This is a genomic window from Spirochaetia bacterium (assembly GCA_022482625.1).
Classification (GTDB): domain Bacteria; phylum Spirochaetota; class Spirochaetia; order Sphaerochaetales; family Sphaerochaetaceae; genus Pleomorphochaeta.
In genome coordinates, this window is sequence record JAKVOU010000001.1 from 1,741,631 (window position 1) to 1,758,474 (window position 16,844).

Sequence of the window (16,844 nt, forward strand, 5' to 3'; positions counted from 1 at the left end):
GCGGCCGGTTTCCATCCCCTGCAGCTGTCAGGCATGGCTTCTGCATGGATATGCATCATCCGTGAATATTTATTCAGGCATTCGTGAGTTTTGCAAAAACCTCTAATACATTTAAATTTTTTCAAAATTACATCCCAGAATTATCATAAATTAGCCAAAATAATGCATATAGAGTTTATTATATTCGATTTTTAAATAATATTTAAGCTAATAACGGCTCAATCATAAAGTTTGTGGGTTTTTAAGGATTTTATGTGACACTTGATTTCTCACATAACTTTTCCTACTTGCATCAAAGAGCTTTAGAAAGAAATATTCATCATCAGAATAGCCAAAAGCCTTGCGCCTGGCCGTCTTAATTTTGTTGTTAATTCCTTCTATCTTACCTGCAGATATATTATATGTAGCATGAGCTATTATACCTTCAAAGTGATTATCTAGAAGCCGATAAAACCAAAGAAAATGTTTATTTTTGGTATTGCTACAAATATCCATAATCTCAGATATTTCGTTTGCCATTTTAGCTTCATCTGTCATCTTATATGCATCTGAGAGCTTTTCTTTAATTATATCTAGAGTAAAGAGAAGTTTGTTTTGTTTAATTAATTCTTCGTATCTATCAACATAACCAGATTTTCTAACAACTTCTCCTTTATGAAAGAGCGTGCTGCCTTTTGATATTACTTTCCCATCTTCTGCTTCTTTGTCTTTCTTTTGAAGAGTTTGCACAGAAGATGTAAGAATATATCTGCTCTTCTTAAGAGAAGCTGCAGCCTTGTTATCTCCCTCTGCAATTAACCTTCGAAATTCATCCTTTCTAACTTCTCCTACAACTTTATCATTCAAATTTTTTTTAATATGAAAGAAATCGAATATAGGTTGTATATGAGGGCAACGATGCTCAAAAGCTTCTTCAAAGTCACTGTTCATGTCGCATGCTATAGCTTCAACTCCATCCATCCAATCAAGACCTACATGGTCTATAAATGCATATACAGTTGCTTTCTTCTTGCCATGCGCTAACCAGAGGATATGACCTGTTTCCATATCAATAATTACTACCGCATATTTATGACCATTATGTAGCTTAAATTCATCGATTCCAAGGAACCTTGCTTGCCTTTCTGGTTTGATGAGAGTTTTATCATCTATAGTATATTTTTCTTTCAATCGTTGTAAATCAATATCTTTAACAGTATTCTTTCCAAGGCCAGTAAGTTCTGCTATTTCTTTATTGGTAAAGCCATAAGCTAATAGATCTCTAGTGTATTGGCAGAGCTCACAACTAATCCTGTGCCCTTTTGCTTGGAAAGGGACTTCCTGCATCTGTGTATAGCTGCATTCAGGGCATCTATATCGAATCTTAGAAAATCTAATAGTACTTAATCTGCTTCCGAAACAAAGATGCTTTAAATTGACTTCATATTTATTATTAACATGCATTTTCTTATGACAATAAGGACAAATACAAGGCTTTTTATCTTTTTTTAGAGTCCCATGAAGAAGATACATCTCTTTATTTGATACTGTATTTACGATTTCCGTAGTTTGATTGTTAAAGCCTACCAATCTTGATGGTAATTTGATATATTTCATTTAGGGCAACTCTCTTATGTTTAATGTGTGGTAACTACAACATAAAGATGTTGCCCTTTTTTTACAACCTTTTAGAAAACACTATTTAGTAAATGTTAATTTAAAATCACACAAGAAAAGTGATTGAGCCCTAATAACTCACAAATTCCTAAATTTTCAGGGACTTTGTATAATTAATCCGACAGCCTAGTCCTGGGCTGCATTTCTTTTCTTCCTTCCGGTTTTGGAACCGATATGCTTGGTTTCCAGTCCGCAGCCCTTCGGTAGCTCAAGATCGAGATACTTGCAGATCTCCAGCTGCCGTCCCATGAACGGGGTCACGATCCGAGCCTTGCCGTTGTGCTCGATGCACAGGATGTCCTTCATCTCATCAATGACGGCGTCAACGGTCTCGAACCGGTCCTTCAGCTCCAGCTTTCTCCAGACGTGCTTGATATGGGAATAGACGGAAAGGCCGACGAAGTGGACCAGAAGCCGACCTTCCTTTCCCTTCTCCGACCAGGCAGGATTCCTGTCATCGGGCATTGCCCCCTTCATGTCGGAGAATGTGCGCGGTATGATGTTTTTATCGGTTCATAGTAAGGAGTTTTTTCAGTAATACAGTAAGGACTTTTCCATATCTGAAAAATCTTCTTGACATTCACACGGAGAAGTACTTCTCCTGTTCGTCACGGAGCCTGTAGGTCTCCCAGGCCTCGGCCGCATCGTAGCCAAGGTCGTTCTGGAGCAGCACGATGTAGCCCATCGTCCGCTTCCTTGACTCGACCCTCTTCAAACTGAATGCGAACGAATCCACATGGCTGCCTTGGTCAAGGACGATGTCATAAAGCGGGCAGTCATCCTTCAGGTCCTGCAGGACGGGAACCTCCGTGCCCTGTTCCTTCAGATCTGAAAGGAGGAACCTCTGCTCCTTGATCGCGGCATCGAGCTCCCTCGTCTTCAATGCCTTCCGCACCGGGTCGAAATAGATGTCAGCCTTGAGCGTGGAGGATTTCCGGGGCTCCCCATGCAGGGTGTCCTCATACCAGTACCTCACATCAGACTGGCATTCGTAGTTCTTCGTGTCCTGGTACTTGTAGACGGTTCCCCTGTCGATGTCCAGGCTCCGTGCAATCTCCGTCGGCGTATAGCCATCCATTTTCAATTTCCGTATACTTTCTATTATGGGCATCTTGATCAACTCCTCGTTCCTCCTTGCTTGGATTTTGGTTTGCAAAGAGTAGAACCTCAGGGGATTCCGCATCAAGATGCTCCTTTTTCACCTCGATGAAAGTGTCGATTTCCACATGAGTATTCGTTGATTAAGAGACTACCATACACACATTGTCATCTACGATGGTGCCCCGGTCGACGATTCTGAAGCGATGCCTGCCGTCCTTCTCATAGGCTTCATTGGACGAGGCATAGAGATTTGCCCCGTTTTTCCTGGGATGAAGATGTATCTTCCCATCGTTACGTTGCGGCATTGCCATTCCGACCTCCTATATACTATCGTTCAAGTCATACGAGTGGAAGTCAATGAGAAAGCAGAGTATACAGAAGTGAGAATACCTTTTCTAATAAAGGAATTACTATCACCATGCGTTTGCCATGATTGAGTTAATTATACGAAGTAACTGAAAACTCAGGACAAATTAAGATATAATTTAACTTTTTGAGGTTTTTGCAAAACTCGAAGCTGATTGGTCAGTGTGCATAAATATGCAGTTTCCTCAGCAGGATTCCCGGCCTGTGTCCGGAAGGGAAAGAAAAGGGAGGAACTGAGGGAAAGGCTGCACCGGCATGCCATGGTGCCGGGAGGACAGCCCCGCCCCGTACGGCAAAGGACAGGTGTACCGTCATCTTTTTCTTGAAAAACAATTCTTTTTAGGGTATGAAAAAAGGCTCGCTTTTGATATACTCTGATTGTAAAAGAAATAAAAAAAAGGAGCCTTTACCATGGATAGTACACCGAACCGCCTTTCACTGCAACCCCTCCTCTTCGACCGGCAGGACCTGTGCGGCTGCTTCTTCCTTGAGCCCACGCCGAAGGAGGTGGAGTTCCTGCGCTACTGGCAGGCACTGGCCGCCCTGGTCCCTCAGCGGCTTTCCCGGCCTGCGGGAGGGCGTACCGGGCGCAGGGGCTACAGCCTGACGGACATACTGGCGGTGCGTGCGGTGCTGCTCTTCTTCCGCCTGGACACCGTCACGGCGGCGGTTGCCCTGCTGCAGTCGAGCCCGAACCTGAGGACGGTGACACAGCTGGGGCGGGTACCCAGCCCGTCGTCGGTGAGCAGGCGGACGGCACGGCTGCTGGAGGAGATGGACTTCCGGGGGATCCATGACCGGCTGTGCAGGCAGTTCTATGCAGGCAGGACGGTGTGCCACCTGAGCCTTGACAGCACGCCCGTGGATGCACGGGAGAGGCCTGCGGCTTGCGGTGTTGCTGCTGACCGTCAAGCGAATGGGAAAGGTGCTGGAAGCACGGCAGCAGGCAGCAAGGAAGAAGAGCGCATAACAGGAAGGAATGGAAATGATGGCAGAGTACAGGCACCCGGGAGGGTGTCCGTCCTGCGTGTGCGCGCAGGCCTGCGGCAGGCCATGAAGGCTACGTGATGCGGCCGGTTCCCATCCCCTGTAGCTGTCAGGCATGGCTTCTGCATGGATATGCATCATCCGTGAATATTTATTCAGGCATCCGTGAGTTTTGCAAAAACCTCTTTTATTCATTTTTTAAATAATACTATACCCTATAAAATGTTAATCAAGCTATTGTTACCTATTTTTCTTTCTCTTGTTAACCGACCGTTTATTTCCTGAGTACCCAGTAGTAGCTTCTTTCTTCAACTTCTCTATTTGGGCAATCTGTTTCTCATCCATCCATGTAGGCAACAATTTATCGACCCATTGGTTCTGCTTGCCTCTATGAATCAAGTAATAATAGCCATAAAAGGAAAATACTATTGCTCCGATAAAATTGACGAACAGATCTTTCATTGTATCAATCAGACCGATGTCAAGATAACCGTTGATAGGCAGTACGGTACCATTGACACTTGTCTGGGATATATCGGAAACATGTACTACCTGCATACCCTTCGAATCCAATGCAACAGAATTGATCGTATGGATAATCATATCTTTCTGCATATCTGTTCCTGTAAACTGGTCCATCAGAAATTCAACGAATTCCCATAAGACCCCCAGTGTCATTGAAAAACAAAATCCAGTAAAAACAACGAACATAGGAGATACCTTGAATGAAAATTTCTCATTCCGATTGAACAAATCAATGAGGGAAAACCCAACTGCTGCCATAACAAAGCCATTGATCGCATGCAATGCAGTATCCCAGAAAGGTACCAACAGGTAAAAGGAACCAAGCTCACCGAGAATTGCAGAAGCAAATACGGAAGCCATGATCAGTATTTCCAACGTATCCGGTACATCAAGATGATAATTTATTTCGACAAAAGCTGGCAAAATGAAAACGATAAGTGTCAATATACATATGAACACACTTTCATAGGATCCTTTGAACAGGCTAAAGATCAGGACAGCTACAACAATACTGCGAAGCAAAAAATAAAATATTGCAGTTCTTTTGTGTTCATGAAACTGACGGAAAATTCCAAGATGCATCAGGTTCAATCGTCTGATTGGTTTCGATTCCTCTGTCCTGATGTCTTTTTCCCCAGTCTCCCCTGTTCCGTGCTTTTTGTCATCATGTTGCTTTGGCATCTTTGTTTCTCCATAAGCCTTCCAAGCCCTTTCTTCATACCAGCAGGATCGTAAGCCCAAGTCACATAGGCTTCTTTCCGCAGTTCCATTGGCAAAAGTGTATCATATTTGAAATTACCCCGCATGGCTTGTTCATCCACATCAAGTTCCATCAAGTCAACGGGAGCATATCGGATTGCTTCCAAAGCTGTCCGAACTGCCTGCTCCGTCAAAGCTCCACGACCTTCTACGGCAAGGCAGAAATCATCTTCCATGATTGCGTCGATGCCGCGGCTCTTGAAACAGGCAGAAAGACAAGCAAGAGACCGACTGCCAAGCCAAGGATAAATTCTTACCATATCCCTTTCAATCCGTACAACTACATCATTGCCGATACCAAGGGAGCGATAACGTTCACGGGCCTTACCCAGATAATCAACAGCACAGGGATCAAGATAAGGATAGCTTTCATCACTATCCAGAATTTCCTTGATCTTTACAAGGATCCTGTCGTCGACTTGCAGGCTACCGTTCCCTTCCCATTTGGCATAACCACCTTTTCCATCGGAAACAACAAATGCAATCATCCTGTCATAGTCTATCTCGGTAATTTTCCATTTGTAGCCAGAAAGTACAATCCTGTCCCCTTTCCTAAGGTCTCTTCCGACTGTCCCAAGGACCTTGTCTTGGAATTTGATAGTCATCTCAGGCATGACGAGAAAAACCGAATAAAAGTCATAGAAAGAAACCAGCTCTTCTCCCCGTTCTCCAAGATTTATCGTGCCATCTTCCATTGTCTCAAGCAGTTTTTCATCCAGCATACCATGCAATAGAGTACGGTAAGCATCAATAGTTATGGCCCTGAAAGGACTAAGGGTAAGTATATGGCGGGCAAGAGACTGTACCGAAAGTGCTCCCAAGCTCCTCAAAACTGAAAGAGTCTGATGCAGAGCAAGGAAATAACATTTTTCCAAGGGATGCACCGGCTCAATCCAATGCTCCTTCAGGTAAAGTTCAATAGTTGCAATCGTAGAAAGAAGATCAAAAGGCAAATAGGTAGGATCCGCTTTCCAGACAGCATCCCGACGTTTGAGAACAAAAGCCATATTACGATTCTGACCCTTACGTCCCGTCCGTCCTAACCTCTGGACAAAAGAAGAAACAGAAAGCGGAGCTCCTGTCTGTACAATCATATCCAAGGAGCCGACATCAATGCCAAGCTCAAGCGTTACCGTTGCTCCCACACACACAGAACCGGGATGGTTCTTCAATGCGTCTTCAGCTTCTCCTCGCTGCAAACGGCTCAATGAGCCATGATGGGCAAAGACCTCAAGGCAATTCCCACGGGCAGCCGACATGTCATGCAAGCCGGCAACCGCAAATTCCACTTCATTCCTGGTATTTGCAAAAACGATGGAACGATGTCCTTTTACGAGGTGATAAAGTACTTCCATCCATGGCTGTGTGGTATCGACGATATCGTTTTCTTCTTTCCGGATATATGGACATTCCTTCACCAAGAGATTGAGCTTACCCCCTGCGGCTCCAGAACTACAGACTATACAGTCGAGTCCATTTCCTGCTTCCAACCATTTTGAAGCTTCGTCATAATCAGCAAGCGTAGCAGAAAGTCCGATATGTCGCACAGGATGACCAATCATCTGTGCTATCCTGCCGATCAGCGATTGTACTTGCAGGCCTCTTTCACTGCCCATGAATGCATGGACTTCATCAATGATGATATAACGTAGATCACCGAACAACCGCCTGCAATGACGGCTTTCTCTGATCAGGAGAGCTTCAAGGGATTCCGGTGTAATCTGAATGATACCCTGAGGATGTGCAATAATCCTTTTCTTTGCGGAAGCAAGGGCTTGTCCATGCCATCGGACTATAGGCAGTTCCTCTTCTTCCAAGATATCCTGCAACCGTTCGAACTGATCATTGATCAATGCAATCAAAGGGCTGATATACAGGACTGCTATGGTCGATGAAGGATGCATTTCCAAGTCACTGAGCACAGGAAAGAAAGCAGCTTCGGTCTTGCCGCTTGCAGTTCCGCTTGTCAGCAACACATTGTGCGATTCCGTAAGAATGGCAGGTATCGCCTTTTCTTGTATTTCCCTTAAGTCCATCCATCCTTTTTTATAGATATATTCCTGAATGGTCGGAGAAAGTAATTCATATGCCTGTTCCATCAGAGTGTAAATGTGGAGAATTCATCTTCCGGCCCTTGCCCTTCACCTGCCATTCCAGACTCATCATCCTTCAGTGGTTCAGCATAAGTAAAACCACTGCCTGACATGATTGACTGGACGGAGTCCCCTGGATTCTGCAATAACAGATTCATAAGCTCAATGAAATCACGTATGATTTCTCGCGGAGTAAGCCTGTCAGCAGCACCGACACGCCCTAGTTCACAGCCAAGGAAGAACCGAATCTCTTCTGCAGAAAAATGCCTTCCTGTTGAAAAAAGATCGGCATGCAGCATACTCAGCCTTTCCATAAGAACAAAAAGTTCTTCTCCTGACAGTTTCTTTATCCTGATGATAGGAGAAAGCAAATCCTTCATGTCTTTCGTAGCCAAACGACCTGTTTCCAACCGCGACCGAAGAGCCTCATAGCTGAATACACCTCTTCTGGTATCTTCGACGCTTTTTGGTGTTGCACCCATCAGAATTCCAAGATAGCTTGCTTTTCCCTGAAGTGTATCATTGTACATCGCGAGCAATTTCTCATAATTATTCTGTCGGCTTATCTTGTTGGATATCTTATACAGGTTGATCATTTCATCAATGAAGACAAAGGTACCCTTATAACCTGCCTGCTGACAGAAAACAGCCAGCAACTTGATATAATCATACCAGTCCTTGTCCGTAATCACCAACGAAATGCCCAAATCAGTTTTTGCGTCCCTCCGATATTGGTATTCTCCCCGAAACCAACGAAGCACCTTGTCCCTAAGGTCATCATTTCCATCCCTATACGCCCTATAATAAGTAAGTAGCAAACCTGCAAATTCATACCCATGAACCAATTGTCGTATATCTGCACAACGGGAATAAATCTGCTGTTCCATCTCTTTGTCAAGCTCAGCGTCCACAAAACCCTTTGCCTTCGCCTCAAACAACAACTCATTAATCCATTTGTCCAAGACCAAAGGCAATGCACCACCTTCCGGATGTGCCGCAGTGGAAAGGTTCCTTACCAATTCCCTGTAAGTAGCAAGGCCTTCGTCATGAGTACCTACAAGCTTACGATCCGGGGAAAGGTCCGCATCCATGACGACAAAGCCTTTCTTGGTGACATGGCTGCGAATGATGGAAAACAAAAAACTTTTCCCTGCTCCAAACGGACCTTCTATAAAACGAAAAGTGGCCCCACCGTCTTCGATAATTTCAACATCCCTTAATATGGCTTCAAGCTCTTCTGTTCTGCCGACGGCAATATACTCTGCACCATCCCGAGGTACAACGCCGCCTCTCAGGGCATTCATCAGCCTGTTTGCAATCCTCTTAGGAGGCATCTTGAATTCGGCATCACTCATAATTTCCCCTGCTCCTTGACCAGTTCTCCGATTCTTCCACGATACTCATCCAACACACTGTTGTCTTCAATCAGCACATCATCATATATTGTAAGAGCTTTCTCATTGATTTGTTCAACCATAAGATTAAGCATCAGCCCATGGGAACGACAGAAGGCATCGGCCATCTTATCATCACCACCGCATAAGTAGCTGACTACCTGCGTCTCATCAGGAGTGAAGGCTTTAGCCAGTGCCTCAAGAGAATCTGAAACAGCAGCAGGTAAGAAAGATCCTTCTTCTGTAAACTTGTTTTTCCCTTTTGCAGTTCCTTCAGGCAGAGGAAAGGAATGGGTATCCTTCAATTTCAAAAAATAAGTACGTGCCTCCTCTGGCTTTTCCTGTTCTGTTTTTTTGACGGTTTCTTCATCTTCGACAATCAATCTGTCCTGAATAACTGCACTATCTTTCCTTATCTCTGCTACATTCTCCAGGTTGATGCTGAATTCACAGACATGTTTTCTAGCTTTCAATTCTTCAGGTGTCAGCCCATAGGCCTTCTTTGCATAGGGATGTTCAGATACCCATTGCATGACAACCTTGAGCATCGTATCCTGGTTCTTTTCCCTTCGGCCAGCATAGTAAGCAAAGTAGCTGTCATTTTCGCGTTGTGAAAAATTCTCCAATATATTACGAGGTCCCCCACAACAGTAGGTAAGTACTTTTCCCAACAATTGTAGGTATATCCTGCAGTTCTCTGTACAGTCATACGACAAGGACATCACTACCTCTCGTAAACGTCCATTATGTACCTCATAGGTAACCTGATCATCCATTGGAATAGAAAAATCAGGTAATACAGGAAAATCAACATACAGTGGCTTTGCTCCCTCACAAGGAGATCCTGCATCTTCCATTGCAAATAATTCACTTGAATCATTGAGATACCCCAACGAACCATAAAACCCTTCTGAAATGCATGGAACCGCCAAATCAAGATAGCATTCTTCCATTAGAAAAAGAATAGCCGAGTCAAAGCATTGATCCTTCAAATGAAGTACTTTATAAAGGTAGGAAAAACTAATAATATTTTCTCTTTGGGAAACAGTTTCAGGAAACAACTGCATATCTGTTTTTTTCTCAAGTCTGTTCAGTTCTTCAGATTGTCCGCCATAAAGAAAATACAGGTTACGATATGCAGACAACAGGAATCTCTTCATCTTGCTTTTCCCCACTGCAGGCAACAGCAACTGAAACGCCCGATCTAATTCTTTTTCGATATCGGCAGTGTTCCTGGAATATATGCCATTCAAAATTTCCATCAAGTAAAGACTGATGAAAAAAGAATCAGGATAGGTCGGAGAAATCCCTTTTCTCAACGCAGTTCTGAAACCAAAGTATGCTACTAGATTTGCACGCTCAAGAAGGAAATACTGCGGACAGAACTTTGTCTTCGAAGTTAATCCCTTGACAGGTTTTTCCTTTTCAAAATCGATGCTTGCCAAATAGAAAGCATCGGATATAAAGCGAGCAATGCTCTTTTTCCGTTCGTTTCCCAAAGTCGTAAGCTTTGTTTTCCATTTGCCTGAAAAACTACTGGCTGTACGGAATGATTGGTATGACTGTATCCTGGACATATAGCCACTGATGATGGAATCAAGCGTCTGTTCATTCATACCTTTCCTCTTTCGCCTACAATACCATACACATGGAAATACCTCAAGCATTGTACCAGAGAGACTCCCCTGCATTGCATCGACTTTTCATTTCCCATAGACTTGGAAAAGAGAGGATAACAAATGAAACTGGCACTTGCAAAAAGGAATGAAGAGGACAGGATAAAACAGTTCTGGAAAGACAATCTCGCCGGAAATACACTACTGCTGGATAAATTCTTTGAAGCCAGAAGGGAAATTGACCATTGCTATATTGCAAAAGATGAAAACGGAAACATACTGAGCATGCTGCACTGTCTCCAACAGGGATTTACCAGGGAAATGCATACGACACCAACGGCTTACATCGTCGGTGCAGCAACAAGACCTGATTACCAGCGGCAGGGATTGATGAACGATCTGCTGGAACTGGCATATACCGAAGAACACAAGATATTGACGATCAATCCCGGATTTAATTCCTATTTCCTTCATCATGGATTCTATACTGCAGCACATATGGCTTGTTTCAGGCTTACCGGCAACAAAAACGGGGAATTGTGCAACGACAGCAAATGTCCACTTGAAACAATCTATATAAATGCAACAGAAAAATCAGGAGCATTGGACCGAGACAGTTTTGCTTGGGATCTGCTCAAAGAAAGCATGTCCATTGTCTTTGCTGAAAGCAACAACGAAAAGGGATATGCTTTGGTAGCAGATGGCATAGCCTACGAAACCATGTGCGAGGGTCTTTGCAGTGCAAGGGCTCTGAAAGAAAAAATAGAACAAATGCCGATACAGCAGGTCTGGATGCCATCCGATTCGCCCATGGCATCCCTATTCGATCAAATTCCAGTACTCCTGCCGATCGGCATGAGCAACGAAACATCAATCTGTGCAGGTGTATACATAGCACAGCAGCTTTAATTCCGACGTACGTCCTCATATACATAAGGAAATGACGGAGTCGTGGTGATCGATCCGTCATTCAACAGAAAAATGGCTGCTACCTGCGGAAATTTCTTCAGGAGAGCCAAAGCCTTGCTGCTACCAAGCACAAAGCAAGTCGTTGAGAGTACATCACAAAGAGTTGCATCCTTTCCTATGATAGTTGAACTAGCAATATCGGTTTCTGCCGGATACAAGGTCTTCGGATCAAGGATATGGCAGTATACTTTTCCATCCTTGACAAAATACCGTTCATAGGCTCCGGAGGTAACGACAGCTACATCATCAAGAGAAAGCAGGACATAGGATTCTCCTCTTTCCTTGAAAGGAGCCTGCAAACCGATTTTCCAAGGCTTGTCCTTTGCTTTGCTACCAATTACCCTGACATTTCCGCCCAGATTGATAATGGCACGGCCAACACCTTTTTCCTTGAAGTAGCTGACCAGGCAATCTGTAGCATACCCCTTGCCTATGGCACCCAGATCAATTTCCATTCCTTTGGGAATTGTGATGGTATGCTCTGCCTTGTTGATGGAAACCTGGCTATAATCAGCATCAACCTGTGCAAGTTCTGCCTCGGATGGTATCCTTTCATGTTCTGTTCCGATTCCCCACAAGGCCACGGCCTTGCCTATAGCAGGATCAAAGGCTCCTCCGGTAGCATCTGCCAATTCAAAAGCCCGACAGAAAAGGTCAAAATAGGAAGTATCAGCAACCTTTATCTTTCCCGTATCATTGAGCGTCTTGACCAATGATCCTTCCTTGGTACGTGAAAGATTATCGTCAATATCCTGGAGCAAGTCAAAAGCTCCTAGGTAAAGATTCTCATCGCTCCCTTTAGGAAGGGATACTGCACAGACAGTTCCCATATATATACCGCTCTTTGCAACCATCGGTACTGTTGTCTGTTTGTTGCATGCAAATAGAAGCAAACAACAAGGAAACAGCAGGAACAGCTTATGCTTCATTCTGTCTTGTCCTCGCTTTGATCTGAAATACGTCATTGTCAGAGTATAGAAGGTGTACGAAAAAGATTGAAGACCATCAGCAAAAACAATGGAAAACAGAAACAGGACCTTTACTATAATTTGAACAGACTAGGAGGAAATTCAGAAACAAACAGAAGTTTCAGATGACTGGTATTCCGATCAATCGTCTGTCTGTAAAGCTCCTGTTCCATTTCCTTCGGATAATCAGTTATGATACCATCAACATTCAACTTGAAGAATTTTCTGGCATCCTCCATATCATCGACATTCCAGACAAAGATCTGTTTGTTGATTTCATGTACCTGCTTGATTGCACTGGTTGTGGCAAAACTCTTTTCTATGCTGAAGAAATCGGCATACGGGAAATCTTGGAACTTTCCGGCAGCTACCACCATGATCAGACCTGTCTTTCGCATTGAATTCAGTTGCTTGACATATCTGAGGGCATTGGCATCAAGGGAACTGATAAGATGTCTTGGATATTTCTTCAGCAAAGCAGTCACTTCCTCTGCCATAGCCTCGGCATTGGTACCACTGGTCTTAAGTTCTATGTTCAGCACGACCGTAGGCTTTACCAGAGGAAGCAGTTCTTCCAAGGTCATCAGATGACCGCTCTTGTCACCTACATGGATCGGCACTGCCAATACCTGATCCAAATCCATATTCTCGATGTTCTTGTCAAGACCGGCAAGCCGCTTCAGGTTATGGTCATGGCAAATAACAAGCTTATGGTCCTTCGTTTCCACGACATCCAGTTCAATATAAGCCACACCATCAGCCATTGCACGCAAGAAAGCCGGTTTTGTATTCTCGATTTCAGTAATGCCGGCTCCACGATGTGCCATTATCTTGGTTCGCAGATTCACACTGACAAAGGAAGTTGACAAAACAAAAACAAATAAGATAGCACCCAGAATACAGTTTCTGATGACACGGCCTTTATGCGACAGACGCCTTGGGCCGCAGAGGAACTGCACCTCAGGTACAGGTTCATGAGCAAAGAAGATGCTGGCAATGACATACATGATATATACTTTGACAATGACATTGACTGCAACGGTAATAACCAGATTCGCTGTCAGCAAGGCACTGCAGATAAGACGGAAAGGAAGTCCCTGTCCCAAATGCAGACTGATATGATAAAAAGCCGTCTGGGTACCTAGGAGTCCAGTCAGCAACAGGAACGTAATAGCCGTACATTTCAGCAAAGCCGGAACGATTTCCTTGGCAGTATGGTGTACCAAGGTATTGCTTTTGGCTTCTGCAACTGCAAACCTTGGATTCTTGCTGACCAACAGGTAAAGAAAGGAAAACAGATTCAAGAAAGAATAGCGCAGTGCAGCGACGATGCCTACGATAAGACCGGACATCAACAGTGGATTTGCTTTTATATATTCCATGATGAAAGATGGGATCTTCAGGTTTTCAATAACCGGATTCTGGTAAACGATGCCAGAAAACGGCAATAAAAGGCAAATATAGATATATAGACCTATATTGTGCCACCTGGGCATCTTGTCCGTGACATCAAATGTCTTTTGCAACAAACCAAGGATGCTGATCTCTCCCTTTTGCTGGACACCTGCCAGGTAAATCAGATTTATGGCATTGTAGTCAAACAGCGTTACAAGACTTATGGCAAAAAAGAAAAAGAGCCAGGCAATGATTACCAAGGGGTTGCATAAAAAATGCAATACATTGCTTTGGTCCAGGAAAGGATAGCCAGCCAATCGGATGACCGTGTTGATTCCCAATCGGAGCAATGGAGAAAAAATGAAAGAAATGAATGCAGTGTAAATAGCTTCAAAGACTACAAGAATAATTAAATTGTCTTTTATTAGCTTGTACATCAAAACTCCTTGCTACAACGGCCCCAGCATATCGCTTTTACACAGAGGAATCAATTCTATCATCAAGTCACAGGAAATAACAGCATATAACCAGAAGGACAACGCTGTATGCCAACGTTGTCCTCCTTTTCTCAGTTTTTCTTTTTGCTTAATTAACGTTCCTCATTGTATCGGGACAGGAACTCTTTGGTCCTCGGACTCTCAGGATGTCCGAATATCTGGCTCGGCGGACCTTCTTCCTCAATCTTCCCATCGGCCATATAGACGACATGACTGGAAATATCACGGGCAAAAGACATCTCATGGGTTACGACAAGCATCGTCATGCCTTCCTTTGCCAGTGTTTTCATGACATCCAAGACCTCTCCTACCATTTCAGGATCAAGCGCAGATGTAGGTTCATCAAACAAAAGGACTTCGGGTTCCATTGCCAGAGCCCTGGCAATGGCTACCCTTTGTTTCTGTCCGCCTGACAGATGATGCGGCTTGGCATTGATATAAGGAGCCATTCCGACCTTATGAAGATAATTCAAAGCTGACTTCTTTGCTTCTCCAGAAGATTTCTTGAGTACTTTTATCTGTCCCAATGTACAGTTGCTCAGCACCGAATGGTTGTTGAACAGATTGAAGGATTGGAACACCATACCTACCTTCGCCCTATAGGCAGCTTCCGCAACCCCGCCGTTTACGACATTTGTTCCATGGAACAGGACTTCACCAGAAGTCGGCTCCTCAAGCAGATTTATGCAACGCAGCAAGGTCGATTTTCCGGAACCGGATGCACCGATTATGGAAGTAACATCCCCTGTATCAACGGTAAAATCAATATCCTTAAGAACCTCATTTGAGCCAAATGTTTTGGAAAGATGCTTGATTTTCAGTATTTCACCCATCAAATTTCCCCCCTTGCAGTCGGAAAATTGGTCATGCCACTGGTAAAAGCAAGCGTATCAGATGTCGCCAAATCAAAGCTTTCAGGACCATCCATCTTTTTCTCCAGCCATCTCAGAATCCTGGAACAGGTAAAAGTAAGGATGAAATAGATGATCAGTGTAACAGTTGCAGCTTCAAAGTAGGTATATAGAGCTCCTGCAATGCTTTTGAAAGTAAAGAACAGTTCAACTGTACCAATGATGGAAAGCACACAGGTATCTTTGATGTTGATGATCAGGTTGTTGCCTATCTGGGGCATTATCAGACGAAGAGCCTGAGGAAGAATTACATAGATCATTGTCTGAAAATGATTCATGCCTATAGCCTTGGCACCTTCTGTCTGTCCGATATCGACCGAAAGGATACCTCCTCTGACTGTCTCTGCCATATAGGCTCCTGTATTGATGGATACGATCAGAATGGCTGCATGCCACATGCCCATGTTCACATTGAAGAGCTGGCTGGCACCATAGTAGATAAAAGCAGCCTGCAGCATCATCGGTGTCCCTCTGAAAAACTCCACATAGGCAGTAAGGATCAACTTGACAATCTTGAGCAAGACCCTGCCTGCAGGGTTTGCACTCTTTTTCGGTTCAATCGTCTGGACGATACCTACGGCAAAGCCGATGAGACATCCGAGGGCCGTACAGATCAACGCAAGAGCCATCGTGACACCGGTTCCCTTGATCAGGGAACCGCTGTATGTGTGCACGATGTACGCCATACGCTGAAGGAAATTCATATCAGCTATAGACATGTTTACATCCTATATTATTTTGACAAAGGCTGGACTGCTATAGCCTGCTCCATCATTTTGTTGAAATCATCAACTGTAAGTGTTGCAAGCACACCGTTGATTGCCTTTGTCAGCTCTGGGTTTTTCTTGGATACGGAAACACCGATGTTGATATCTTCCTGGCTTACATTGAAATCATCACCTGAATTTGCAAAATCAAGGATCTTCATATCAGGATAAGCAACCAATGCCGCCTGTGCTGTCGGCATATCAGTGCAAATGTAATCTACCCTCTTGCTTTCAAGTGCAACCAACATTGCAGGAGCAGATTCCTGTGCAGGAAGGATATTGGCATCTTTGATCTGAGGCAGACACTTGTCATACCAAATGGTTCCAAGCTGGCTGGTACAGGTACCGCCTGTAAGATCGGAAAGACCCTTGGCAGAAGCATATTTGCTGCTCTTCAATGTCAGACAAACGATGGAAGCATAATAATATGGTGCCGTGAAATCAACCATCTGCTTTCTTTCGGAAGTAATTGATTGGCCTGCAATGACACAATCTACGGAACCAGACTGTACAGCAGGGACCAATGAATCCCAGTCAAGCTTGACAATGGAAAGCTTATATCCCAGTTTCTCTGCAATCAACTTAGCCATCATGACATCATATCCATAGGCATAGTCATTGGAATCAGCAATAGGAACAGCACCATTGGAATCGTCCGTCTGTGTCCAGTTATAAGGTGCGTAGCCACATTCCATAGCCACCCTCAGAGTTTTCTGTGCAGGAGCTGCGGAGGAAGCAGTTTCATCAGAACCTTGAGCAAAGACAGAACTACAGGCAATTGCAATTGCCAATGCACCGACAAGGAATTTTTTCATTTTTCACCTCTCCATTTGTGTATAA

The 16,844-nt window shown here is 44.0% G+C and carries 16 protein-coding genes; 2 read left to right on the forward strand and 14 right to left on the reverse strand.

Annotated elements, in window-relative coordinates; genetic code table 11:
* Positions 1-222: 222 nt before the first annotated feature.
* The 5 genes from LKE40_07935 to LKE40_07955 all read right to left on the reverse strand — a co-directional run bounded on the left by LKE40_07935 (position 223) and on the right by LKE40_07955 (position 3,438).
* Positions 223-1,596 carry an ISL3 family transposase gene (locus LKE40_07935; protein MCH3917377.1) on the reverse strand — a complete coding sequence of 458 codons (1,374 nt, stop codon included), beginning with the start codon at positions 1,594-1,596 and terminating at the stop codon, positions 223-225.
* A gap of 186 nt (positions 1,597-1,782) precedes the next feature.
* Positions 1,783-2,133, reverse strand: a complete 351-nt coding sequence (locus tag LKE40_07940) for a hypothetical protein (GenBank protein ID MCH3917378.1) — start codon at positions 2,131-2,133, stop codon at positions 1,783-1,785.
* Between the two features lie 103 nt (positions 2,134-2,236).
* On the reverse strand, positions 2,237-2,839 hold the full coding sequence (locus tag LKE40_07945; GenBank protein MCH3917379.1) for a hypothetical protein: 603 nt from the start codon (positions 2,837-2,839) through the stop codon (positions 2,237-2,239).
* A 58-nt stretch (positions 2,840-2,897) separates the two neighbouring features.
* Positions 2,898-3,068 (reverse strand): hypothetical protein, encoded by a 171-nt coding sequence (locus LKE40_07950; GenBank protein ID MCH3917380.1) that lies wholly within the window; start codon positions 3,066-3,068, stop codon positions 2,898-2,900.
* Positions 3,069-3,282: 214 nt separating this feature from the next.
* Complete coding sequence (locus tag LKE40_07955) at positions 3,283-3,438, reverse strand: hypothetical protein (GenBank protein ID MCH3917381.1); 156 nt, start codon at positions 3,436-3,438, stop codon at positions 3,283-3,285.
* A 390-nt stretch (positions 3,439-3,828) separates the two neighbouring features.
* On the opposite strand from LKE40_07955, the gene LKE40_07960 reads away from it, so the two are divergent.
* A complete protein-coding gene (locus tag LKE40_07960) occupies positions 3,829-4,191 on the forward strand; it encodes a hypothetical protein (GenBank protein ID MCH3917382.1) in 363 nt (120 codons plus the stop codon).
* Between the two features lie 159 nt (positions 4,192-4,350).
* On the opposite strand, the gene LKE40_07965 is transcribed toward LKE40_07960, so the two are convergent.
* Genes LKE40_07965 through LKE40_07980 form a run of 4 tightly spaced genes read right to left on the reverse strand, consistent with a single transcriptional unit; the run spans position 4,351 to position 10,497 of the window.
* Positions 4,351-5,316, reverse strand: a complete 966-nt coding sequence (locus LKE40_07965; GenBank protein ID MCH3917383.1) for a hypothetical protein — start codon at positions 5,314-5,316, stop codon at positions 4,351-4,353.
* On the reverse strand, positions 5,223-7,493 hold the full coding sequence (locus tag LKE40_07970; GenBank protein MCH3917384.1) for a DEAD/DEAH box helicase: 2,271 nt from the start codon (positions 7,491-7,493) through the stop codon (positions 5,223-5,225). Before LKE40_07970 ends, LKE40_07965 begins: the two co-directional genes overlap by 94 nt.
* Entirely contained in the window at positions 7,493-8,842 is a 1,350-nt protein-coding gene (locus tag LKE40_07975; protein ID MCH3917385.1) for an ATP-binding protein, read from the reverse strand. Before LKE40_07975 ends, LKE40_07970 begins: the two co-directional genes overlap by 1 nt.
* A complete protein-coding gene (locus tag LKE40_07980; GenBank protein ID MCH3917386.1) occupies positions 8,839-10,497 on the reverse strand; it encodes a hypothetical protein in 1,659 nt (552 codons plus the stop codon). Before LKE40_07980 ends, LKE40_07975 begins: the two co-directional genes overlap by 4 nt.
* 123 nt (positions 10,498-10,620) lie before the next feature.
* Here LKE40_07980 and LKE40_07985 point away from each other — a divergent pair, with 123 nt between their 5' ends.
* The gene (locus LKE40_07985) at positions 10,621-11,406 is read left to right on the forward strand and encodes a GNAT family N-acetyltransferase (GenBank protein MCH3917387.1); all 786 of its coding nucleotides are present in this window, start codon (positions 10,621-10,623) and stop codon (positions 11,404-11,406) included.
* Here the strand turns inward: LKE40_07985 and LKE40_07990 are convergent.
* The 5 genes from LKE40_07990 to LKE40_08010 form a co-directional block, all read right to left on the reverse strand.
* A complete protein-coding gene (locus LKE40_07990) occupies positions 11,403-12,395 on the reverse strand; it encodes an FAD:protein FMN transferase (GenBank protein ID MCH3917388.1) in 993 nt (330 codons plus the stop codon). The genes LKE40_07985 and LKE40_07990 overlap by 4 nt on opposite strands.
* A gap of 113 nt (positions 12,396-12,508) precedes the next feature.
* Complete coding sequence (locus LKE40_07995; protein MCH3917389.1) at positions 12,509-14,266, reverse strand: glycerophosphoryl diester phosphodiesterase membrane domain-containing protein; 1,758 nt, start codon at positions 14,264-14,266, stop codon at positions 12,509-12,511.
* 152 nt (positions 14,267-14,418) lie between these two features.
* Positions 14,419-15,159, reverse strand: a complete 741-nt coding sequence (locus LKE40_08000; protein MCH3917390.1) for an amino acid ABC transporter ATP-binding protein — start codon at positions 15,157-15,159, stop codon at positions 14,419-14,421.
* Positions 15,159-15,923, reverse strand: coding sequence for an amino acid ABC transporter permease (locus tag LKE40_08005; protein ID MCH3917391.1), 765 nt, complete (start codon positions 15,921-15,923; stop codon positions 15,159-15,161). The genes LKE40_08000 and LKE40_08005 overlap by 1 nt, the downstream gene beginning before the upstream one ends.
* A gap of 47 nt (positions 15,924-15,970) precedes the next feature.
* On the reverse strand, positions 15,971-16,819 hold the full coding sequence (locus LKE40_08010) for a transporter substrate-binding domain-containing protein (protein ID MCH3917392.1): 849 nt from the start codon (positions 16,817-16,819) through the stop codon (positions 15,971-15,973).
* Positions 16,820-16,844 lie beyond the last annotated feature (25 nt).